Annotated in this window: 20 protein-coding genes and 1 riboswitch; of the genes, 7 read left to right on the top strand and 13 right to left on the bottom strand. The window is 69.9% G+C overall.

Annotation, left to right across the window (positions count from 1 at the left end; genetic code table 11):
* Positions 1–187: 187 nt before the first annotated feature.
* Together ACFVJX_RS32265 and ACFVJX_RS32260 are read left to right on the top strand one after the other, a co-directional pair.
* On the top strand, positions 188–400 hold the full coding sequence (locus ACFVJX_RS32265; protein WP_384134792.1) for a hypothetical protein: 213 nt from the start codon (positions 188–190) through the stop codon (positions 398–400).
* 61 nt (positions 401–461) lie between these two features.
* Complete coding sequence (locus ACFVJX_RS32260) at positions 462–893, top strand: SRPBCC family protein (RefSeq protein WP_384134789.1); 432 nt, start codon at positions 462–464, stop codon at positions 891–893.
* A 99-nt stretch (positions 894–992) separates the two neighbouring features.
* Here ACFVJX_RS32260 and ACFVJX_RS32255 read toward each other — a convergent pair whose 3' ends face one another.
* Both ACFVJX_RS32255 and ACFVJX_RS32250 read right to left on the bottom strand, forming a co-directional pair.
* Entirely contained in the window at positions 993–1616 is a 624-nt protein-coding gene (locus tag ACFVJX_RS32255; protein ID WP_384134786.1) for a PadR family transcriptional regulator, read from the bottom strand.
* 222 nt (positions 1617–1838) lie between these two features.
* The gene (locus ACFVJX_RS32250) at positions 1839–3044 is read right to left on the bottom strand and encodes an MFS transporter (protein WP_384134783.1); all 1206 of its coding nucleotides are present in this window, start codon (positions 3042–3044) and stop codon (positions 1839–1841) included.
* A gap of 765 nt (positions 3045–3809) precedes the next feature.
* Between ACFVJX_RS32250 and ACFVJX_RS32245 the strand changes: the two genes are divergently transcribed.
* Positions 3810–4631: a PhzF family phenazine biosynthesis protein gene (locus tag ACFVJX_RS32245; RefSeq protein ID WP_384134780.1), complete on the top strand. Its 822-nt coding sequence runs from the start codon at positions 3810–3812 to the stop codon at positions 4629–4631.
* A 75-nt stretch (positions 4632–4706) separates the two neighbouring features.
* Here the strand turns inward: ACFVJX_RS32245 and ACFVJX_RS32240 are convergent, their stop codons facing one another.
* Positions 4707–5486, bottom strand: a complete 780-nt coding sequence (locus ACFVJX_RS32240) for a CPBP family intramembrane glutamic endopeptidase (RefSeq protein WP_384134778.1) — start codon at positions 5484–5486, stop codon at positions 4707–4709.
* Between the two features lie 184 nt (positions 5487–5670).
* Here ACFVJX_RS32240 and ACFVJX_RS32235 point away from each other — a divergent pair, with 184 nt between their 5' ends.
* Positions 5671–7458 carry a substrate-binding domain-containing protein gene (locus ACFVJX_RS32235; RefSeq protein ID WP_384134775.1) on the top strand — a complete coding sequence of 596 codons (1788 nt, stop codon included), beginning with the start codon at positions 5671–5673 and terminating at the stop codon, positions 7456–7458.
* Positions 7459–7512: 54 nt separating this feature from the next.
* Here the strand turns inward: ACFVJX_RS32235 and ACFVJX_RS32230 are convergent, their stop codons facing one another.
* Positions 7513–9018, bottom strand: a complete 1506-nt coding sequence (locus ACFVJX_RS32230; protein ID WP_384134772.1) for a glutamate-cysteine ligase family protein — start codon at positions 9016–9018, stop codon at positions 7513–7515.
* Positions 9019–9499: 481 nt separating this feature from the next.
* Here ACFVJX_RS32230 and ACFVJX_RS32225 point away from each other — a divergent pair, with 481 nt between their 5' ends.
* Both ACFVJX_RS32225 and ACFVJX_RS32220 read left to right on the top strand, forming a co-directional pair.
* Positions 9500–10093: a hypothetical protein gene (locus ACFVJX_RS32225; protein WP_384134769.1), complete on the top strand. Its 594-nt coding sequence runs from the start codon at positions 9500–9502 to the stop codon at positions 10091–10093.
* A 316-nt stretch (positions 10094–10409) separates the two neighbouring features.
* The gene (locus ACFVJX_RS32220) at positions 10410–10616 is read left to right on the top strand and encodes a DUF5999 family protein (protein ID WP_136326371.1); all 207 of its coding nucleotides are present in this window, start codon (positions 10410–10412) and stop codon (positions 10614–10616) included.
* A gap of 105 nt (positions 10617–10721) precedes the next feature.
* Here the strand turns inward: ACFVJX_RS32220 and gcvP are convergent, their stop codons facing one another.
* Positions 10722–13607: an aminomethyl-transferring glycine dehydrogenase gene (gcvP, locus tag ACFVJX_RS32215; protein WP_384134766.1), complete on the bottom strand. Its 2886-nt coding sequence runs from the start codon at positions 13605–13607 to the stop codon at positions 10722–10724.
* A gap of 194 nt (positions 13608–13801) precedes the next feature.
* Positions 13802–13898: riboswitch (glycine riboswitch) on the bottom strand.
* Positions 13899–14011: 113 nt separating this feature from the next.
* On the opposite strand from gcvP, the gene ACFVJX_RS32210 reads away from it, so the two are divergent.
* A complete protein-coding gene (locus ACFVJX_RS32210) occupies positions 14012–14380 on the top strand; it encodes a PRC-barrel domain-containing protein (RefSeq protein ID WP_384134763.1) in 369 nt (122 codons plus the stop codon).
* On the opposite strand, the gene ACFVJX_RS32205 is transcribed toward ACFVJX_RS32210, so the two are convergent.
* From ACFVJX_RS32205 to ACFVJX_RS32170, 8 genes are all read right to left on the bottom strand, one after another.
* On the bottom strand, positions 14305–15780 hold the full coding sequence (locus ACFVJX_RS32205) for a DNA polymerase IV (RefSeq protein ID WP_384134760.1): 1476 nt from the start codon (positions 15778–15780) through the stop codon (positions 14305–14307). The two genes, ACFVJX_RS32210 and ACFVJX_RS32205, sit on opposite strands and share 76 nt — an antisense overlap.
* An 82-nt stretch (positions 15781–15862) precedes the next feature.
* A complete protein-coding gene (locus tag ACFVJX_RS32200; RefSeq protein ID WP_384134757.1) occupies positions 15863–16480 on the bottom strand; it encodes a MerR family transcriptional regulator in 618 nt (205 codons plus the stop codon).
* Between the two features lie 167 nt (positions 16481–16647).
* On the bottom strand, positions 16648–17121 hold the full coding sequence (locus tag ACFVJX_RS32195) for a bifunctional nuclease family protein (RefSeq protein WP_006123076.1): 474 nt from the start codon (positions 17119–17121) through the stop codon (positions 16648–16650).
* 53 nt (positions 17122–17174) lie between these two features.
* Entirely contained in the window at positions 17175–17918 is a 744-nt protein-coding gene (locus ACFVJX_RS32190) for a MerR family transcriptional regulator (RefSeq protein WP_384134755.1), read from the bottom strand.
* 41 nt (positions 17919–17959) lie between these two features.
* Positions 17960–18739 (bottom strand): FHA domain-containing protein, encoded by a 780-nt coding sequence (locus tag ACFVJX_RS32185; RefSeq protein WP_384134752.1) that lies wholly within the window; start codon positions 18737–18739, stop codon positions 17960–17962.
* 190 nt (positions 18740–18929) lie between these two features.
* Positions 18930–19721 (bottom strand): DUF881 domain-containing protein, encoded by a 792-nt coding sequence (locus ACFVJX_RS32180; protein ID WP_384134831.1) that lies wholly within the window; start codon positions 19719–19721, stop codon positions 18930–18932.
* A 5-nt stretch (positions 19722–19726) separates the two neighbouring features.
* Positions 19727–20059 (bottom strand): small basic family protein, encoded by a 333-nt coding sequence (locus ACFVJX_RS32175; RefSeq protein WP_003970459.1) that lies wholly within the window; start codon positions 20057–20059, stop codon positions 19727–19729.
* Positions 20056–20979 (bottom strand): DUF881 domain-containing protein, encoded by a 924-nt coding sequence (locus tag ACFVJX_RS32170; protein WP_384134749.1) that lies wholly within the window; start codon positions 20977–20979, stop codon positions 20056–20058. The genes ACFVJX_RS32175 and ACFVJX_RS32170 overlap by 4 nt, the downstream gene beginning before the upstream one ends.
* Positions 20980–21204: the final 225 nt, after the last annotated feature.

Here is a 21204-nt window from a genome sequence, read left to right as displayed (position 1 = left end):
CCCACCCGAGTTGGGCACAGAAGCGCGACTCCTCCTCCTTACGGATGAGATCGAGCCGTTCCGGGACCCGATCCCGGCAATCGGCGCGCGCCGCCTTGCCATGCGCTCCCGGAGCAACCGGAAGCCTCTCCGTATACGTCCCACTGCAGGGAGCGGTGTTGTACGGGCGGCGGGAGGGGTGCCGGAGGTGAGCTGGCTGGTCGCCCTGCCCGCGCTCGACGGGCGCGATTACGTCTACCGGGTCCACGCGCCACGCGACGCACTGCTCGCCGACCTCTTCTGGGCGGCCTTCCACTGCCACGACGACGGACCGCACCCGCGCGCCTGCGACCGGTTCGACGCGGCGCGGATCTGGCGGGCCGGAACAGAGAACACGGACCTGACACTTCATCAGTATTGAATGTTCGGGCCACTGCGGCTACGTTCCGCGACACCGGAACCCGTCGAGAAGGGGTGGTCGCATGGCCGAAGTCAGTGCAGAGGCGCGCATCGAGGCACCGGCGGGGAAGGTCTGGGCCCAGCTGACCGACTTCAGCACGTACGGGGAGTGGAACGCCACCCACACCAGCTTCCCCAAGGGCGGTCCGGCCGCGCTGGAACTCGCGGGCACCTACGAGGAGAACATGAAACTCATGGGGTTCCCGGCCGAGGTGACCTGGACGGTCTCCGAGCTGGAGGACGGCCGCCTGCTGACGACCACCGGGAAGGGCCCGATGGGTGTCAACCTGAAGATGCGCTACGCGCTGACACCGGACGGGGACGCCACCACGGTCCGGATCGACGGCGAGTTCACGGGGGCGGCGGTCTCACTGATGGCCGGCAAGCTCAAGGATTCGGCCACCGCGGCCCTCATCGAGTCACTGCGCAGACTGGACGGGCTGATCGTCGCCTGACGCGACGGTCCGGACGCCCGCGCCGGGCAGCGAAAAGGCCCCGCGGGACTGCCGCGGGGCCTCTCGACGTTCGACCGCTCCACCATCCCACCGGCCGGCTCAGTCCTCGTCGGCGAGAATCAGGTAGAGCTTCTTGCGGGCGTCGTTGATGACCGAGAGCGCCTTCTCGCGCTGGTCGGCCGAACCGGTCTTCCAGACCTGCCCGAACGCCTCCATCAGACCGAAACCGGCCTGCCGGACCTCGTTCATCCCCTCCCAGTCGACACCTCGCCCGGCCTCCTCCCAAGGCGCGTCGGGCCCCGACTCCGCCTCGGTACGGCCGGTGTCCGTCAGCGTGAACAGCTTCTTGCCGCCCTCACTGGCACTGACGATCAGGCCCTCGTCCTCCAGGAGCTGGAGGGTCGGGTACACCGAACCGGGACTGGGCCGCCAGGCCCCGCCACTGCGCTCGCCGATCTCCTGGATCATCTCGTAGCCGTGCATCGGCCGGTCCTTCAGCAGCGCCAGGATCGAGGCGCGTACGTCACCGCGGCGCGCCCTTCCCCGGCCGCCGCCCCGACCGCGTCCGCCACCGAAGGGGCCTCCGCCGAAGGGACCGCCGCCGAACGGCGGACCGAACTGACCGAAGGCCGCCCGGCGCCCCTCGAAGTCACCCCGGCCACGCTCACCGGGTCCGAACGGGCCGCGTCCATTTCCGTGTCCATGCTCATGTCCGTGTCGCATAACCGCACTCCTTCTCACTTCGATTTCTCAAGTTGATCTTTCGCGACCTTATCGTTGATCTGTCGCGATGCGTCAACGATATATCGGAACCGATCGTTTGACAAACCCCTTCGTGAGGCTTCACGTCACGGTTGACCTGTCTCAGTGGAGGTTGGGCCGATCTCGGGCAAGCTGCACTGATCGGTCTCGTCCCGGCGAAGCTCGACGTACCGCTGTTCTGTCTCAGCGGAGATCGACAGCTTCGGTCACGCCCGGTGACGAGTCCCGTAGACCGCCGAGCGCCAGAATCGTCATCACCACCGCGGCCCCCGCCGCCACGCCGAAACCGCCGTGCGCACCGCCCGCGTCCACCACCCGCCCCGCGACCGCGGCAGCGCCCGCTATTCCTGCCGCGCTTGCGGAGTTGCCCCAGGTGAAGGCCTGGGTGAGGACGGCGCGCGGGACCGACGACTCGGTGAGGACGGAAGTGAGGATCAGGAAGACCGGGACAGCGAGTCCGGTCAGGGCGAGGGTGGCGCCGACCGCGATGGGCGCGTCGAGGAAGGTCAGCGGGAGGCACGCGACAGCGAGGCCGGCGGCGGCTGCGGCTTGGTGCCGCCGGGGTGAGCCGCCGTGACGCCACGCTCCGTAGGCCCAGCCACCCACCAGATTGGTGCAGTTGGAGGCGAAGTAGAGCAGGGCTGCCGCGTCCGGCGTACCGCGTCCGACGGCGTATGCGGCGACGGACACCTGCATCGCGCCGAAGAACACCCCGAGCGTGAGACCGAGCGCGACCTGCCGCAGGAATGCGGAGCGGAGCAGGGCACGCCCGGCGTGCCGGCGTTCGGCGGAGCCGGTGAGGGGCGGCATGGTGCGGCGCTGGGCGGCGAGGGCGAGCCCGCCGGCGACGACGAGTGCGGCGGCGAGCAGCACACCGGCGCCCGGGTGGCCCGCCGCGCCGAGGACGCTCACCAGTGCCGGGCCGGCCATGTAGGACCCGCCGTTGGCGAGGGCCTCCAGGGCGAAGGCGGTGGGCAGCGCGGCCGCCCGTTCGCCGGACAGCAGGGCGGACCAGCGAGCGGCGGACAGGGCGCCGAGTTGGGGCAGCGTTGCACCGACGAGCACTCCGGCGACGAGGTCCGGAACGGCGCCGGCGAGCAGCAGCGCCACGGCCCCGGCATGTGCGACCAGCGCGCAGGGAAGCACCCGTGCCTGCCCGAACCGGTCGACGAGGCGCCCGATCTGGGGCCCGGCGACAGCGTCCGCAACAGCGAACCCGCCCGTGACGAGACCAGCGGCGGCGTACGAGCCGGTGCGCGCGTGTACCAGCCAGACGATGCCGATGCCCGTCATGGCGATGCCCAGACGCCCGACAGCGGCGGGAAGGAAGAAGGCCGCGGCACCCGAAGTGCGCAGCAACATGCGGTAGTTCGCCGAAGCCGAAGGCACGGCGCATCCCTTTCGCCGCCCAGCGGGACGCGCCGACGGGGTCGCCGGCGTCCGGATGTGCCGCCCCGTGGCTGCGCCTGAAGCCGTCCAGTCGGTGGCGTGGAGCGGGGACGCGCACCCCACGCCGACTCCATCACCGGGCAGATCTCATGCGGTAGTTGATGACCTCCCTGAGGATAGAGGAGCGGCGCGCGGAAACGAACACCCCCGGAAGCAAGGCGAACGGCTCTGCCTTGCCCTGACAGCACAACCACGATCCCCCGGCCTGACCAGCGATCTCACTCAGGAAGTGCTGCTCGCGAAGCGGATGGTGTCTCGGGCCGGCCTCGGGACAGCCGGTAGCACTTGCGTGCGCACCAGCGCCGATCCCTGCCGTCCGTCCCACCAGAGCGCCTGCTGCACGGCTGTCGCCGGGAGCGCCTCCAGGACGCACGAAGCAGGCAAACGGAAGGGGCGGACAGGTTCGACCGCCTCGAACGGAACCCGCCAACTCGCGCCCAGCGGGATTCTGCGTCGCTCTCCGTCGCCGTGAAAGTCCGGCTCGGACGCTGCTGACGCCTCATCGCCGTACGCATGTGACAGCGCGTCCGCCGCACCCCCAGCTCAGAAGGCCGAGCAGGTGCTCGACCTTCGGTGAGGCCAACGGGCGCCCGTTCACCTTCGCTGCGATTCACGGGACCTTCGTCGAGACAGGTCAGCTTCGCGGTCCGCCGATGCGGAATTGGCCTTGGACCGCGGCTCCGCGGCGCACCTACGGTCCGGTCCATGAGGATTCGAATCGTCGACGCGTTCACCGACCGCCCCTTCACCGGCAACCCCGCAGGCGTCCTGCTCCTCGACCGCGAGGGTTTCCCCGACGACACCCGGCTCCAGCAGATCGCGACGGAGCTGAACCTCTCCGAGACCGCTTTCGCGCACCCGCTGCCCCCTGGCGGCAGTGCTGACTGGGCGCTGCGCTGGTTCACCCCGGTCACCGAGGTCGACATGTGCGGCCACGCCACGCTCGCCACCGCCCACGTCCTGCGCACCACCGGGACCGCGAGCGGCACCGTCCGCTTCGCCGCGCGGTGCGGGATCCTCACGTCGACCGCGCATCCGGACGGCTCGCTCACGCTGGACTTCCCCACCGCCCGGCTGACGCCGGAGGCCGCGCCGGAGGGCCTGGCGGCCGCGCTGGGCGCCGAGCCGGTGTCGGTGCACGACACGGGCCCACAGATCGGTGACCTGCTCGTGGAACTGGCCGACGAGGCGAGCGTCCGAGGGCTCACCCCGGACTTCGCGGCCCTGCGGGCACGTTCGCGGCGCGGCGTCATCGCCACGGCCGCGGCCGACGGCCCCGGCGGCGGCTACGACTTCGTCTCGCGCGGCTTCTTCCCGGCCGTGGGCATCGACGAGGACCCCGTGACGGGCAGCGCCCACACCGCTCTCGCACCCTTCTGGTCGGCGCGGCTCGGCCGGGACCAGCTCACCGGTCTGCAGGCCTCCGCCCGTTCCGGGCTCGTACGCACCACACTGCTCGGGGAGCGCACCCTGCTGACCGGCAGCGCGGTGACGGTCCTGGACGGGGAACTCCTCGTCGCCCTCTGAGCACCCGGGCCCGAACGCACGAAGGGGGTGTGCGGATCATCCGCACACCCCCTTCCGCGACCCGGCCCCGCCCGTTCACGGGGTCGGCAGCCAGCCCACCTTCCCGGCCAGCAGCGCGTATCCGACGAACGCCCCGATGTCGAGCAGGGCGTGCGCGGCGACCAGCGGGCCCACCCGCTGCCAGCGGCGGTACAGCAGTACGAACACGATCCCCATGACCATGTTGCCGATGAACCCGCCGATCCCCTGGTACAGGTGGTACGAGCCGCGCAGCACCGAACTGGCGACCAGGGCCGCCATCGGCGTCCACCCCAGCTGCCCCAGCCGGCGCAGCAGGTACCCGACGACGATCACTTCCTCCAGTACGGAGTTCTGGATCGCCGAAAGGATCAGGACGGGGAATTTCCACCACACCCCGGGCAGCGACTCGGGCACGACCGTGAGGTTGAATCCGGCGGCCCGCGCCACCAGGTAGAAGGCCAGCCCGGCACTGCCGATGCCCGCCGCCACCAGTACACCGCGCCCCAGGTCCCGCCCGGGCCGGGTCCGGTCGAAACCGATCACCCGCAGGCCGGCCCCCTCCCTGATCAGCAGATGGGCCACCAGCGCCACGGGTACCAGCGCGGTCGCGATTCCGAAGAGCTGCCAGGCGAGATCCAGCCAGGGACGTCCCGGCGCGTACGAGCTGTTGAGTGTCGCCGCCTGATCCTTCAAACCCCCCGGTTTCGTCAGTGATCCGACAAAACTGATCAGGGCGGAAACCCCGCTGGCCCCCAGCGAGAGAGCCAGCACCAACACCGTTTCGGACCGCAAGATCCGTCGCGATACGGCCTCCTGAGGATAAGAATCAGCCACGCGCCCCGCCTCCACCTGTACACCTGCCTTGAGTTGTGCATTCACGTCCCATGCCGCTCCCCGCCCCGCTAGGGTCTCGAATGCAGGTACGAAGATCATGCGCGACAGGCCGGGGGACGAGCACCATTGCCGATGGTGTGGTCCCCCTTTTCCTTGTTCATCCTCAAGGAGGGGCACCACCGACATGGGACGTCACAGCTTGCCCGACGACTACCCGACGGACGTAAGCGGGGACCGTCCGTCGAACCGCCGTCGAACCGTGGCCATCGCCACGACGCTCGTTCTCGCCGTGGTGGCGGGAACCGCGGTAGCGGCCCAGGGCGGCTTGCTGTCGTTCTCGAAGTCCTGCGAGGACTCCGCCGTGCACCTGGCCATGGTGGCCTCCCCCGACATAGCCCCCTCCGTTCGCGCCGTCGCCGACAAGGCACGCGAGGACGATTTGAGATCCGACGGCCACTGCTTCGACGTGAAGGTGACAGCCCGCGACTCGTACAAGGTCGCCGACGCGCTCGCGGGCGGTACGAGCACACCGGACTACCAGATGTGGCTGCCGGATTCCGATCTCTGGCTGAGCCGCGCGAAGGGGACGGGCGACGCCGTTCCGATCACACCGGGCGATTCGGTGGCCTCCTCACCCGTCGCCCTGGCCATGGTGCCCTCCGCCGCCAAGAGCCTCGGCTGGCCGAAGAAGAAGTACTCCTGGGCGGAGTTGACGGCCGCTGCGATGGAATCCGACAAGGTCCGCCTGGGCTCCGCCGACCCGGCGCGCAGCGCCACCGGGCTGCTGGCACTCACCAGCATCGGCGCGTCCTCCGAGAAGCAGGGCGGGGACAGCGACACCAGAGTCGCCGCCACCGCCAAACTCCTCGCCCAGCGGATGTCCGACGGCGACACACAGGTACTGGGCACGCTCGCCGGGGACGGCTCCGGCGCCGAGGAGGGCAATCCCGCCCGCAACCAGGCGGTGCTGCTCTCCGAGCAGGCCGCCTTCGCGCATAACGCCGAGTCGTCGGGAGCGGGGAAGCTGAACCTCTTCTACCCCAAGGACGGCACACCCCTGCTGGACTACCCGTTCGCACTGGTCAACGAGGACCGTCTGAGCACCGGCGAGAGCCGGGCGGCGCTGCGCTTCATGACGCTGCTGTCCGAGGACGGCTCCCAGCGCACGTTGCGGGAGCACGGATTCCGCACCACCGACGGCACCGCGGCAGCGAAGCTGGTCGCCTCGGCGGGCGGCAGGTCACCCCAGCCGTACGCCACTTCGCCGGCCGTCGCACCCTCCGACGAGACGCTCCAGGAGACGCTCGGCATGTGGACGATCACCGTGCAGAGCGCACGTCTCACCACGGTCGTCGACGCCTCCGGTTCGATGGCAACGATCGTGCCGGGCCGTAACCAGTCCCGGATGGACGTCACCAAGGCATCGCTGATCCAGGCCCTCAACCAGTTCACCCCGAACGACGAGATCGGGCTGTGGGAGTTCGCCACCCGGCTCGACGGCGACAAGGACTACCGCCGGCTGGTGGCGACCAGCCGGCTCGGTGCGGAGGCGAAGGGCGGCGGCACCCACCGCGAGAAGCTCGCGGCGGCGTTCTCGGCCCTGCAGCCCGTGCCGGACGGTGCCACCGGCCTCTACGACACCACGCTGGCCGCCTACAAGGAGGCGCAGCGCACGTATGTGAAGGGCAAGTTCAACGCGGTGGTGATCCTCACCGACGGATCGAACCAGGACGACCGGTCCATCTCACGCAGCGCCCTGATCGCGGAGCTCAAGCGGATCGCCGACCCGGAGCGCCCGGTTCCGCTGCTCGCCATCGCGGTCGGCCCCGAGGCCGACCGCGAAGAGGTGAACTCGATAGCAAAGGTGACCGGTGGCGGTGGTTACCAGGTGAGTGACCCGGCCGAGATCCAGGCCGTCATCCTGCAGGCCGTCATGACCGCAGGACAGAACGGCCGCGCCGCCGGGCAGTAGGGGCGGCGCGGGCCGATTCCGGCGTGGGCGTGGCCCCGGGTCCGGTCCGGCGGCTCACACTTCCGGGATGCCCACCGGCCAGCTGTGCACGGGCTCACCGTCCTGCATCAGCTCGCCGTACCGGCGGGTCATCGCCGCGAGCGCGGCGTCCCTGCCCAGTCCGGCCTCCCGCGCCCGGTGGTAGGTGTCCACCTGCCAGGACGCACCGTTCGTCCGCCGCTTGCAACGCTCCTCGATGATTCCGAGGTAGTGGTCGCGGTCCGCGGGCGCGATGTTCCACCCGTCGAGGCCCGAGGCCGCCAGGGGCAGCAGTTCGTCCCGTACCAGCTTGGCTGCCGGTACCCGGGTCAGTCCGCCGGAGCGGCCGGGCCGGGGCCAGAGCAGCTCGGCGTCGATTCCCAGACGGCAGGCGGTGTCGAAGTTCTCGGCTGCGGCCGAGAACGGCATCCTGGTCCACACCGGGCGGGACTCCTCGGCGAGCGCCCGCACCAGCCCGTAGTAGAGCGCGGTGTTGGCGATGACATCGGCGACGGTCGGCCCTGCGGGCAGCACCCGGTTCTCCACCCGGAGGTGGGGCACTCCGGCCGACAGCCCGTACACCGGCCGGTTCCACCGGTAGACCGTGCCGTTGTGGAGGTTGAGTTCCGCGAGCCCGGGCACCCCGCCCTCGTCGAGGATCCGCAGCGGGTCCTCGTCGTCGCAGATGGGCAGCAGCGGCGGGAAGTAGCGCACGTTCTCCTCGAAGAGTTCGTACGCCGAACCGATCCACCGCTCCCCGAACCAGGTCCGCGGGCGCACCCCCTGGTTCTGCAGTTCCGGCGGCCTGGTGTCGGTGGCCTGCTGGAAGAGCGGCGGACGCGACTCCCGCCACAGTTCCCGGCCGAACAGGAACGGCGAATTGGCGCCCAGGGCCACCTGGACGGCTGCGACGGCCTGAGCGGCGTTCCACACGTCGGCGAAGCGGTCCGGGGTCACCTGAAGATGCAGCTGGACGGAGGTACAGGCGGCTTCCGGCGTGATCGACCCGGAGGTGCAGACCAATCGCTCCACGCCTTCGATATCAAGGGAGAAATCCTCGCCGCGCGCCGCCACCATTTGGTCGTTCAGCAGGGCGTAGCGGTCCACGTCCGAGATGTTCGCACGGACCATGTCCCCACTGCCGACCGTAGGCAGTATTCCGATCATCATGATCCCGGCATCGACCTCACCGGCCTTCCGGTCGGCATATCCGAGACCGGTTCGCAGCTCCTCGGCCAGCTGATCGAGAACGCGGCCTGAGAGATGATGGGGAACAATGTTGACTTCCAGATTGAACATCCCCAGTTCCGTCTGGAAATCCCGGCTCGCGATGCGCTCGAGAACCTGTCCGTTCAACATCTTCGGCATACCGTCGGAGCCGGCCAGATTGAGCTCGATCTCCATGCCCATGAGGTTGCGCGGCCGGTCGAACCGGCGCTCCGCCAGCAGCCTCCCCAGTCCCTCCAGGCACTGGTGGAGCTTGCGGCGGTACCTCTGCCGGTCAGACAGGTCAAAGGCGCCCCCAACGACCTTCTCCCCCATCGAAGTGTCCCTCCTCGAGTGGGCAGCCCGCGGCCCAGGCCGCTCGCGTCACGATCGATAATGCCCAGACGGAGTGATCCGTAACGCCCCGCGGACGGTGAGCACCCGCTAATCTGAGGGCCTCAGCCCGGTGGCACATTCACTCGGCATGATGCAGTCACGGTTTCCGCCGTCGGTGTGTCGGGAAAGCACCGATGCGTTTCAGCCTACCGCGTCACGGGAAAAACCCGAGGCGGCAGCTGCGCCGCTCGCACCGAATCAGCATAATCTCCGCATAATTAAGTCCGGATACCGTCTTGCCGGCAATAGTGGCGGCAGCTAGTGGAATCACCGCGTGAACACGTGTCGTATAAACTCCGCGGACGTGGCAGAGAGTTGACGCACCGGCTCAGTCACCGGCCTCCTCTGGCCCCGCACGCCGACAACGCCGTCTGCACCCGCCCACGCTCCACCGTGTCTCCGAAGTGAGAGGCGACCCACTATGCCGCTGCATGTTCCTCCGGCTCCCGCGCCCGCGCTGAGAAGCGTTCTCGCGGCGCTCGGCTCACCCACCGCGGTCCGCGAGGCCCGTACCCCCGCTCTGCGGTCCGTCCAGGGACCTCTGAGCCCCGAACACCCGCTCCCCGTTCATGTACTGGACCGCACCGGACCGGACGGGCTCACATCCACCACCCGGCTCGCCGCCTGGCGCTTTCAGATCCGCAGCGCCGAGCGTGCGATCGCGGCGGCGGACACCATGCTCACCCCCGACGGCTGGACCTTCTCGCACTTCTTCGAGGGCCCGTACATCGCCTCGACCGAGCTGGCCCTGCGCCAGGCGGAGGCGGCGAGCACGCACTACCAGCCGAGGCTGCTGTCCATTCCCGAGCTCTACATGCTGGCGCTGTGGCTGCACGAGGACACCGGGGCCGACGCGTCCTTCGGGTCTCCGGCCCCGGCCGACCTGCTGGTTCCGTTGGCCCCCGCCCCACCGGGCATCGCGGCACACCGGCCGCACCGGGTAGCCGATCTGCTCCCTGTGATCACCACCCGCATCACACCCGGCCCCGGCCCCCTGCTCGGCTCCCCGGCCTGACCTCCGGCCGCCCCCCACACTTCACTGTGCCCCGCCACCCGTTCCGGTGGCGGGGCACAGTACGCGGGGGCGCCTGCGCACCCATCCGGACTAGCCCCATCCGGCCACCCCGAACCACCCGAAGTGACAGGGCAGTTGCGTTGAACCGTCCGGCCGGGTGATGCGTCATGAGAGGAGAAGAAGCGCTGCCGCGAAATCCCTGCGGATTGACGCCCGTGGGGCAACACTGGGACCGGACCGATCGATACGGGGGGCGGCCATGAACAACTTTCCAAGCCGCAGGACAATCAACTCAACGCAGCGAAAGAACCCAGCCATGTGCCAGCACCAGCCACCCTGCCCGACCGCCGACTCAGCCGACAGGGAGGCGGCCCGTCTGGTGGCGCACCATCCGGAACAGGGCTGGAGCCTGCTGTGCAACGGCGTCCTGCTCTTCGAGGACACCGGTGAGCTGCTCCCGGACGGGCAGATCATCGCGCCGCACCGGCCGCTGGGAACGGGCCGGGTGGTGAAAGCCGCCTGACCGCGGCAGTACGGAAAGGGGCCGGCCCGGAGAGATCTCCGCACCGGCCCCGACGCAGTTCCGCGTCACACCGCGACGCCCGTGTCGTGCCGGGCGCCGATGCCGTCAGTTGTCGTACGCGTCCAGCGGCGGGCAGGAGCAGACGAGGTTGCGGTCACCGAACGCACCGTCGATCCGGCGCACCGGCGGCCAGTACTTGTCGGCGGCCGAGACCCCGGCCGGGAAGACCGCCACCTCGCGGCTGTAGGCGTGCGCCCACTCGCCGCCCAGCGCGGCCGCAGTGTGCGGGGCGTTCCCCAGCGGGTTGTCGTCCGCGCTCCACTCGCCCGAGGCCACCTTCTCGATCTCGGCCCGGATGGCGATCATCGTGTCGCAGAAACGGTCCAGCTCCGCCAGGTCCTCGCTCTCGGTCGGCTCGATCATGAGCGTGCCCGCGACCGGGAACGACATGGTCGGCGAGTGGAAGCCGTAGTCGATGAGCCGCTTCGCCACGTCGTCGATGCTGACGCCGGTCGCCTTGGAGATGGGCCGAAGGTCCACGATGCACTCGTGCGCGACGAGTCCGGCCGGGCCGTTGTACAGGATCGGGTAGTGCGGCTCCAGCCGCTTGGCGATGTAGTTCGCCGCGAGCACGGCGACCTGCGTCGCGCGCTTCAGACCTTCCCCGCCCATCAGGCGTACGTACGCCCAGGAGATCGGCAGGATGCCGGCCGAGCCCCACGGAGCGGCCGAGATCGGGCCGACCCCGGTCTCCGGGCCGGCGGCGGGCTGCAGCGGGTGGTTCGGCAGGTACGGCGCCAGGTGCGCGCGCACGCCGACCGGGCCGACGCCGGGGCCACCGCCGCCGTGCGGGATGCAGAAGGTCTTGTGCAGGTTCAGGTGGGAGACGTCGCCACCGAAGTGACCCGGCTTGGCGAGGCCGACCAGCGCGTTGAGGTTGGCGCCGTCCACGTACACCTGACCGCCCGCGTCGTGCACCTCGGCGCAGATGTCGGCGACGTGCTCCTCGAAGACACCGTGCGTCGACGGGTAGGTGATCATGAGCACGGCGAGCTGGTCGCGGTGCTGCGCGATCTTGGCGCGGAGGTCCTGGATGTCGACCTCGCCGTCGTCGGCGGTCTTCACCACGACGACCTTCATGCCGGCCATCACGGCACTCGCCGCGTTGGTGCCGTGCGCGGAGGACGGGATCAGGCAGACGGTCCGCTCCTCGTCACCGTTGGCACGGTGGTACGCCCGGACGGCCAGCAGCCCCGCGAACTCGCCCTGCGAGCCGGCGTTCGGCTGGATGGAGACCGCGTCGTAGCCGGTGACCTCGGCCAGGCGCTCCTCCAGCTCACGGATGAGCGTCAGGAAACCCTGCGCCTGCTCGGCCGGTGCGAAGGGGTGCAGCGCGCCGAACTCGGGCCAGGTGATCGACTCCATCTCGGCGGTCGCGTTCAGCTTCATGGTGCAGGAGCCGAGCGGGATCATGCCGCGGTCCAGCGCGTAGTCGCGGTCGGCGAGCTTGCGCAGGTAGCGCAGCATCGCGGTCTCGGAGCGGTGCTGGTGGAAGACCGGGTGGGTCAGCACGGCGTCGGTGCGCAGCAGCTGCTCGGGCAGCGCCTCGGCGGCCGTGGTGTCCAGCGCATCGATGTCGCCGTTGGCGCCGAAGGCGGCCCAGACGGCCGCGACCTCGGTGCGGGTGGTGGTCTCGTCGCAGGCGAGCGAGACCAGATCACCGTCGACGAGCCGCAGGTTCACACCGCGCTCGCGGGCGTCCGCGACGACCTGGACGGCCTTGCCGGGGACCCGGACGGTGAGCGTGTCGAAGTAGGAGCCGGTCACCACGTCCACACCGCTGGAGCGCAGGCCCTCGGCCAGGATCGCGGCGTAGCGGTGGGTGCGCCGGGCGATCGTCCGCAGCCCCTCCGGGCCGTGGTAGACGGCGTACATGCCGGCCATCACGGCGAGGAGCACCTGCGCGGTACAGATGTTGCTGGTGGCCTTCTCACGGCGGATGTGCTGCTCGCGGGTCTGGAGGGCCAGCCGGTAGGCCTTGTTGCCGTCCGCGTCCACGGAGACGCCCACGAGGCGGCCGGGCAGGCTGCGCGCGAACTTCTCCCGGACCGCCATGAAACCGGCGTGCGGGCCGCCGAAGCCCATCGGCACGCCGAAGCGCTGGGTGGTGCCGACGGCGATGTCCGCGCCGAGCTCACCGGGCGAGGTGAGCAGGGTGAGCGCGAGGAGGTCGGCGGCGACGGTGACGATCGCGCCGAGCTCGTGGGCCCGGTCGATGACGGGCTTGATGTCGCGTACGGCACCGGAGGCGCCGGGGTACTGCAGCAGGACTCCGAAGACGCCACGCTCGGCGATCTCCGCCGGGATGCCGTCGGTCAGGTCGGCGACGACGACCTCGACACCGGTCGGTTCGGCGCGGGTCTCTATGACGGCGACGGTCTGCGGCAGGGTGTCCGCGTCGACCAGGAAGACGCCGTTCTTGACCTTGCCGACGCGCCGCGCCAGGGCCATGGCCTCGGCGGCGGCGGTGCCCTCGTCGAGCAGTGAGGCACCGGAGGTGGGCAGCCCGGTCAGGTCGGCGACCATCGTCTGGAAGTTCAGGAGGGCTTCGAGGCGGCCCTGGGAGATCTCCGGCTGGTACGGCGTGTAGGCCGTGTACCAGGCGGGGTTCTCCATGACGTTGCGCAGGATCACCGGCGGGGTGAACGTGCCGTAGTAGCCGAGGCCGATCATCGGGGCCAGCACCTGGTTGCGGTCGGCCAGCGCGCGCAGTTCGGCCAGTACCTCGGCCTCGGTACGGGCCGTCGGCAGCTCGAGCGCCTCCGCGCTGCGGATGACATCGGGCACGGCGGCCGATGTGAGCTCGTCGAGCGAGCCGTAACCGACCTGGGCGAGCATCTTCGCCTGCGCCGCGGCGTCGGGACCGATATGACGCTGCTCGAAGGGGATTCCCTGCTCCAGCTGGGAGAGCGAAGTGCGACGGGGGGTCATGGTGGAGGCCTCCTGGTCTGTCACGACCTGCGAGGGGCACCACGGCGCGGGGTGCCCGAACGGCCTCCCCCTCTGTCATCTCAACCTGAGAGCTTCACCGGCACCCGCTGCGGGCACCGGCTTTCACCGTCGGTGAGGAAAGGACCCGCCTCGGCACAGGGCCGTGCGGAACCCACCCTGCTTTCCAGAGTGACCTAGTCCGTGCGGTACGGGGGCCTGAGAGATTCCGGGGAGGATTTGCTCCTTCGGCGCCTCCGGAGCTGATCCGGAGGACTCTCCCGCACGGGGTAAGCAGCCGCTCCCAGCCTACCAGCGGGGTGCCCGGCGCAATTCTCGAGTGGCCAACGCCACGGATCTGCACTTCTGTGGTTCCTGTGGAGTAGTCGCGACCCGTGGGAGGGACCGTGCAGACCGACATCGATCCGCGCAGCCTGATCGGCCGCAAGGTGTTCGACCGCGAGGGCACCAAGATCGGAACCGTGGACGAGGTGTACCTCGACGACGCGACCGGCGTGCCGGAGTGGGCCGCCGTACGCACCGGGTTGTTCAGCCGGGACGCCTTCGTCCCGCTGGAACCCAGCGAATTCGTCGAGGACGCGCTGCGCGTCCCCTTCGAGCGTTCACTCATCAAGGACGCGCCCGACTTCGGGGTAGGCCGGCACCTCTCGCCGGAACAGGAGCTCCAGCTCTACCGGCACTACGGTCTGGACTCCCCGCCCGAGGAGATCGGCCCGGACCGGGACTTCGGCAGACTGGCCGGCCAGGACGAGTAGTCGGCCGGGTCCCGCACGAGCGGCAGCGGATCGGCCGGCTGGAGTTCCGGATCATCGATACGGAACGTCCGCACCCGGCCGGGCGCCGATTCCGGCTCCTCGAAGCGCACCGTGACCCGGCCGACCCCACTGCCCTGCACCCAGCCGTGGCCGTAGGTCCCGTGCCGTACGTCGTGCCCGGCCGGCCAGCGCCGGGCGGCGAGCTGCTCGGCGCTCTCCTGTTCCGGCTCCTCGTGCTCGGGCCGTTCCTCCGCCGCACCGGCGTCGGCTCCCGGCTCGGCGCCCCCGGCCGCGAGTTCGGCGGCGAGCTCGGCCGCGATCCGCTCATCGGCCGCCTGCGCGAACAGATCCTCCTGGGTGAAGTCCGCGAGGCCTGTGACGCCCACGCCCAGCAGCCGTACTCCCCCGGTGGTGTCCACGGACTCCAGGAGCCGCGCAGCGGCCTCCCTGACCACCGTGGGATCGTCGGTGGGGCCGCGCAGCGTCTCGGACCGGGTCAGGGTCGAGAAGTCGTAACGCCGCACCTTCAGCACCACCGTCCGGCCCGAGCGTCCGGCGGCCCGCAGCCGCTGCACGCACCGGTCGGCAAGCCGCTCCACCTCGCCCCTGACCCGGACACGGTCGTGCAGGTCCGTGTCGAAGGTGTCCTCGACCGAGACCGACTTCGCGTCGCGTTCGGCGACGACGGGGCGGTCGTCATGGCCGGACGCCATCCGGTGCAGTGAGACGCCGTGCGCCCTGCCCAGCAGCCGTACGAGCTCGGCCTCGCCCGCCTCGGCCAGATCGTTCACGGTGGTCATCCCGGCGCGGCGCAGGTGGTCCGCGGTGGCGGGCCCGACGCCGGGCAGCGTCCGGACCGGCATGGGTGCGAGCAGATCGCGTTCGGTGCCCGGTTCTATCAGCAGGAGTCCGTTGGGCTTCGCCTCTTCGGAGGCGATCTTGGCCAGCATCTTGGAGCCCGCGAGGCCGACGGAGCCGCTGAGTCCGGTGACGGCCTCGATCGCCTCGCGCAGCTGCTCACCGATGGTGACCGCCGAGGCCGTGTCGTCCGCCGTGCCGCCCGCCTCCAGGTCGACGAAGGCCTCGTCCAGGCTCAGCGGCTCCACGAGCGGCGACAGCCGGCCCAGCAACTCCATGACCTGGTCGCTCACGGCCCGGTAGAGGGCGAAGCGCGGCACCAGATAGGCGGCGTTCGGCGCCAGCCGTCGGGCCTGCGCCATCGGCATGGCCGAGTGGACCCCGAAACGCCGGGCCTCGTACGAGGCGGTGGCGACGACACCGCGGGGCCCGAGCCCGCCCACCACGACCGGCTTGCCACGCAGACTCGGCTTCGCCGCCTGCTCCGCAGAGGCGTAGAAGGCGTCCATGTCCAGATGCAGGATGGTCGGGGCGGATCTCACACCAACAGATGCTGCCCTACGGCACTGACAATCGCCGGACGTCAGCCGCCCGGCGACCCGGCGATTCCCCGGGAGCCGGCGGTCAGCCGGCCCGGTTGCGCCGACGGGCGAGCTCGTCCGCCGGGTTGTTCCCGATCAGCGTCTCACCGGTGTCGACCCGCTCCCCGTGCAGTTGTGACAGCGCGGCGTCCACGTCCCGCCAGACCACGCCCACAGCGATTCCGAAGACGCCCTGGCCCCCCTGGAGCAGATCCACGACCTCGGCGGGCGAGGAGCACTCGTAGACGGTCGCCCCGTCACTCATCAGCGTCATGCGTTCGAGGTCCTGGAATCCGCGGGCCCGCAGGTGCTGGACCGTGGTGCGGATGTTCTGGAGCGCCACCCCGGTGTCGAGGAACCGCTTCACGATCTTCAGCAGGACGACGTCCCGGAAGCTGTAGAGCCGCTGTGTGCCCGATCCGTAGGCCGGACGGACGCTCGGTTCGACCAGACCCGTGCGCGCCCAGTAGTCGAGCTGCCGATAGGTGATACCCGCCGCCGCGCACGCCGTCGGCCCGCGGTAGCCGATGTCCTTGGCCGATGCCACGCCGTCCCCCGCCACCGCAGCCGGCGCAGCCGGCTGCCTGATGGTGTGGTCGGCTGTACTCCCCTGGTGCGGATACGGCCCACCCACTGCCGCACCGTCGCCGCTGCTTCTCACGCCGACCTCCGTCCTTGACCTGCCCACTCGAAGGTAGGCAGTCACCCGGGGTGCGTCAACGATCGCCACACTCGGCACGCCGAGTGATAATCACCCTGAGGGTGGTTTCCCGTGACCCTCGACGGGGAAAGGCTTGCCGGATGCGCTGACCGCGCCCCCTTGGGACGTCACTGACTGTTCGTACCGAAGTCCTCCGGCGAGATCTGATCGAGGAATTCGCGGAACTTCTCCACCTCGTCCTCCTGCTCGTCGGGGATCGCGATCCCCGCGTCGTCGAGCACCCCGTCACTGCCGTAGATCGGCGTTCCGGTGCGCAGGGCGAGCGCTATGGCGTCGGACGGCCGCGCGCTCACCTCGACTCCGCTCGCGAAGACCAGCTCCGCGTAGAAGACCCCTTCGCGAAGGTCCGTGATCCGGACCTCGGTGAGCTCCTGGCCGACGGCCTCGAGCACATCCTTGAAGAGGTCATGGGTCAGCGGCCTGGCCGGAGCCATGCCCTGCTGAGCGAAGGCGATCGCGGTCGCCTCACCAGGACCGATCCAAATAGGGAGGTACCGGTCGCCTCCCACTTCACGCAGGAGCACGATCGGTTGGTTGGAGGGCATTTCCACCCGGACACCCACAACGTCGAGCTCGTTCACACAGCAACCCTAGGACGTGCTCGGCAGGTTTGGGTAGTCGGGCTCCACCGGGATCAGTGGAGCCTGATCCGGAGCGCGGTCTGTACGAGGGCCGAGTGCAGCCGTACAGAGAGTTCCGCGAGCTCCTTCGCAGTGGCCTCGGCATGGGCTCTGGTCTGCGGATTCCGGTGTCGGCGCAGGGGCGCGACCACCTGTTCGATCAGTCCGGCCTCTCGGTCCGCGGCTGCTCGCACGGCGCGCAGATGCCGCGGTTCCAGACCGAACCGCCCCAGATCCGCCACAAGCCTGGCGATGGCGACCGTCTCGGCGTCGTATCCGCCGTCGGCCGTGGGCACGACCAGACCGTAGGACTCCCACGCGTCGAGGTCACCCTCGGTGACCTCTGCGGCGGCGAGGAGCTCGGCCCGGCCGATGCGGGCCGCCGTGGCCCTGCCCGGCGCGCCGGGCAGGCCGCCTTCGACGGGGTCCCGCTCGCCGTCCGGGGACGGCAGCGATGCCTGCTCGCCGCGGGCGAGGGCGTCCAGGTGCTCGCGGATGACCTTCAGCGGCAGATAGTGATCCCGCTGCATCCGCAGCACCTGAGCGAGCCGCTCGACGTCGTCGGGGCGGAACTTTCGGTAGCCGGAGGGCGTCCGCTGCGGTTCGACGAGTCCCTCCGCCTCCAGGAAACGGATCTTGGAGATGGTGACTTCGGGAAACTCGTCCCGCAGCTGCAGGAGCACCGTGCCGATGCTCATCGGTCGGTCGTCGGCGGTGGCGGTGCCGTTTCCGGCACCGCCCGTCGGTGTTCTCAGCATGGACCTTCCTGGGGGTCCCCCCGACGGAGCCGGGGAGCGGGTCAGACGGCCCGCTGGCTTGCGTAGAAGACCAGCCTGTACTTGCCGATCTGCACTTCGTCGCCGTTGGACAGCGGGACGGAGTCGATGCGCTCACGATTGACGTACGTGCCGTTGAGGCTGCCGACGTCCCCGACCGTGAAGCTGCCGTCGGCGTTGCGGCGGAACTCCACGTGACGGCGCGACACCGTCACGTCGTCGAGGAAGATGTCGCTCTGGGGGTGGCGGCCGGCCGTGGTCAGCTCGCCGTCCAGCAGGAAGCGGCTGCCCGAATTCGGACCTCGCCGCACCACCAGGAGCGCCGAGCCGAGCGGCAGGGCGTCCACCGCGGCCTGCGCCTCGGGGGAGAGCGACGGCACGGACGTCTGACCGGTCGCCTCGGCCTCGTAGGCCTCAAGACCGGAGATGGAGATGGTCGACGTCGTCTCCGAGGCCCGCTCGGGGACCCCGCCCCTCAGCGGTGCGCCGCAGTTGGAGCAGAAACGGCTGGCCTCGGCATTGCTGTGGCCGCACCTCGTACAGACCGGCATGGACGAACCCTCCTGCCCCGGGGCGAACCCTCCACCCGTACTTGAGGTCGACGGTTCTCCGAAACCTATGCGGCCGGGACCGGCAGGGTCAACAGACGACGCGCCCGAATTGTCACCCCCCGAACCTGCCACCTGGTCGCGGAAGAGCGGGCGATCGGAGCCCTGCTCATCGGCCTGACCATGGCGCGGTGCGCGATGACGGGCAGCCTCATCGCGTGCGCTCTTGCCGAACAACTTCCCAAACAACTTCACGGGCGATTCCCCTTGACCGAAACAGACCCGCCCGTGGGGCAGGACGAACCCTGAATGAACACACCTGCCGACCCGGACATCTTCACAACGTCCGTATCCACTCGACAGTTTCCACCACGCGCCACGAATACGATGCGGCGACCCCCCGCAACCTTCCGACTGTGTCCCCCGACGCCCACGCGTCCCGGTTTCACTGGCCCGACGACCGAGCGTAGTCAGGCCGCTCCGCCGGTCGCAAGGCGTCAACGACAATGTCGTCGGCCTGCGACACGTGCACGGTGGCCTGCTCCTTCTCCAGCGTCTGCACCACACCGCCGGGGATGTTCAGTGCCGGCTCCAGGTCCTGCGGCTTGCCGATGACCTTGAAGACGTACGGGGCCGAGATCTTCCGCCCGTCGACCTTGATGGCGCCCCCGTCGCCGGAGAAGTAGGTATTGGCCACCACCCGCACGCCGTTGACCTCGATCGCCTCGGCTCCGGCCGCCCGGAGCTCCTGAAGGGCGTCCAGCAGTTTGTCCGCTTCCACCGCGTCACCCGGGTCGTTGACCGTGAGGGTGATCCCGGGGCCGTGCGCGGCCACGGTGCCCGCGAGGATGCCGAGTTGGCGCTCCTTCTCGACGGTCTGCTTGCGGGCCTCCTCGGCCTGGTCGGAGCTGTTCTCCAGCTCCGTGCGCTGGTCCTCCAGGCGCTGCTTCTCGTCCTCCAGGCGCTGGGAACGGTCGTCCACCTCGTCGAGGATGCGGACCAGGTCCTCCTGGCGGGCGCCGCGCAGTGCGCTGTTGTCACTGTTGGACCGTACCTGAATGGCAAGTCCCAGTCCCAGGACGAACAGCAGCACCGCGACGATGAGTTGGGCGCGGGTGACGCGCGGCGGCCAGATCCCCGCGACCAGCCGCTGGCGTCCGGTGAGGTCCTGCGGAGCTTGCGTCGACTGCGCGCCGGGCTGTTCCGGGCCGTCCGTGATGTCGTCGTCGTGGTTCATCGGCATCAGGCCCGGAAGACGTGCCGGCGGATCGCGGCGGCGTTGGAGAAGATGCGGATACCGAGGACGACCACCACACCGGTGGAGAGCTGGGCCCCGACGCCCAGTTTGTCACCCAGGAAGACGATCAGGGCGGCCACGACCACGTTCGAGAGGAACGAGACCACGAAGACCTTGTCGACGAAGATTCCGTCGAGCATGGCCCGCAGGCCTCCGAAGACGGCGTCGAGGGCGGCCACGACGGCGATCGGGAGGTAGGGCTCGACCACCGCCGGCACTTCGGGGCGGACCAACAGTCCGACCACGACTCCCACGACGAGGCCCAGTACGGCGATCACGATGTGCCCTTCCCTGTGTCTGCCGCACCACTGCCGGTGTCTGCGGCCTTATAAGGCTCTGCTGTCCGTACGATCAGGCTCGGGGCGGCCGGGAGGTTCACCTTCTCCTGTACGGAGATGCTGGTCCTGATGTCGAAGGTGTCCTTCAGCGCTTGCAGGTACTGGCCGTCGGCACTGTCCTGGAAGGCCGCTGCGAGCTTCTTCCCGTCCCCCACCGCGAGCACCGAGTACGGCGGCACCAGCGGTTTGTTGTCGACCAGTATGGCGTCGCCGGCCGCGCGGATCGCCGACAGGGCGGTGAGCCGCTGTCCGTTGATGGCGATCGCTTCGGCTCCGGACTGCCAGAGGCCGTTGACGACCCGTTGCATGTCCCGGTCCCTGACCCGGCCCGTGTCGGAGAAGCCGCTGGTCTCACGCGGTCCGCCACCGCCCTGGTCGGTGTCCTTCGCATCGTCGACGACTAGCTTCACGCCGGGCCCGTGCACGGCCGTCGCACCGGAGAGCAGTGCCACCAGCTCCGTCTGGTCCCCGCCGTGTTTCTCCAGGGCCTTGCGCTGGCGCCTGCCGACGTCGTCTCGGACCTTCTCCACCTGCGTCTCGAGGGTGTCGGCCGCGGCGGTCTCCGCGTCGATGCGGTCGATCAGTTCCTCGCGTTCCTTGGCGAGGACCGGCGCCGACACCCGTGCCTGCGCGGCACCGAGCGTGACCACGAGAGCCGCCAGCACCAGGCAGGCGGCGAAGCCCACCTTCGCCTTGAGGGTGCGGGGCATACCGGCTCGGCCGTCGGCCTTGCGACGGGCCGACGCCTCGGCGTAGCCGTCGTCCAGGCTGTGGTCCATCACATTGGTCAGCAGCGACATGGACGCGTCGGGGCGCGCGGGCGGCGAAGCCGTACTCCGATCGGGGGGCTGCTGCGACATGCCGCACATCGTCGCACGTCGCAGCTGCTACCGCCGAATGGCCCCACCGGTGTGCCGGAAGCTGCCGGCCGGCGCACTCCGGCACACGCTGTCGGGCCGGAGCCTCCGGGCGCGGGGGGGGGGGTGGTGCGGCGCACCCGGCCGCCGCCGCCGCGGGGGGGTATAAAAAAAAACCAACCCCCCCAACCAAACAACACAGCGGAAGGGGGAGTGGGCTGGGATAAA

Source organism: Streptomyces sp. NPDC127177 (genome assembly GCF_042672475.1).
In the GTDB taxonomy this organism is placed as follows: Bacteria; Actinomycetota; Actinomycetes; order Streptomycetales; family Streptomycetaceae; genus Streptomyces.
This window is presented reverse-complemented; position numbering and strand designations above follow the sequence as displayed.